We start from the raw sequence: 244 nt of genomic DNA, 5'->3' as shown, positions 1-244 counted from the left end.
CCCTCGGCGTGCGGCCCGACCACCCCGACGTCGACGCCCTCGATCGGGGCCCAGTCCGGGCGCAGGCCCAGGACGCGGACCGCGGAGTCGAGGAGCAGCACGTGCCACCGCGGGCCGTTGTCCAGCAGGCGGTGGACGACCACGGCGTCCGCGGGCAGGGCCAGGGCGGCGAGCACGCGGTCCAGGGTCGCCGCGACGACGGGCGCGCCCTCCCGCGGCTCCGGCGCGACGAACTGCAGACCGC

At 79.1% G+C, this 244-nt stretch carries 1 pseudogene; it reads right to left on the bottom strand.

What is annotated here, in order from left to right:
* A pseudogene (locus tag KVT14_RS20960) lies at positions 1-244 on the bottom strand (phenazine biosynthesis protein PhzF); the annotation flags it as partial.

The sequence above is a fragment of the Cellulomonas sp. GbtcB1 genome, assembly GCF_019091725.1.
GTDB lineage: Bacteria > Actinomycetota > Actinomycetes > Actinomycetales > Cellulomonadaceae > Cellulomonas.
This window is presented reverse-complemented; position numbering and strand designations above follow the sequence as displayed.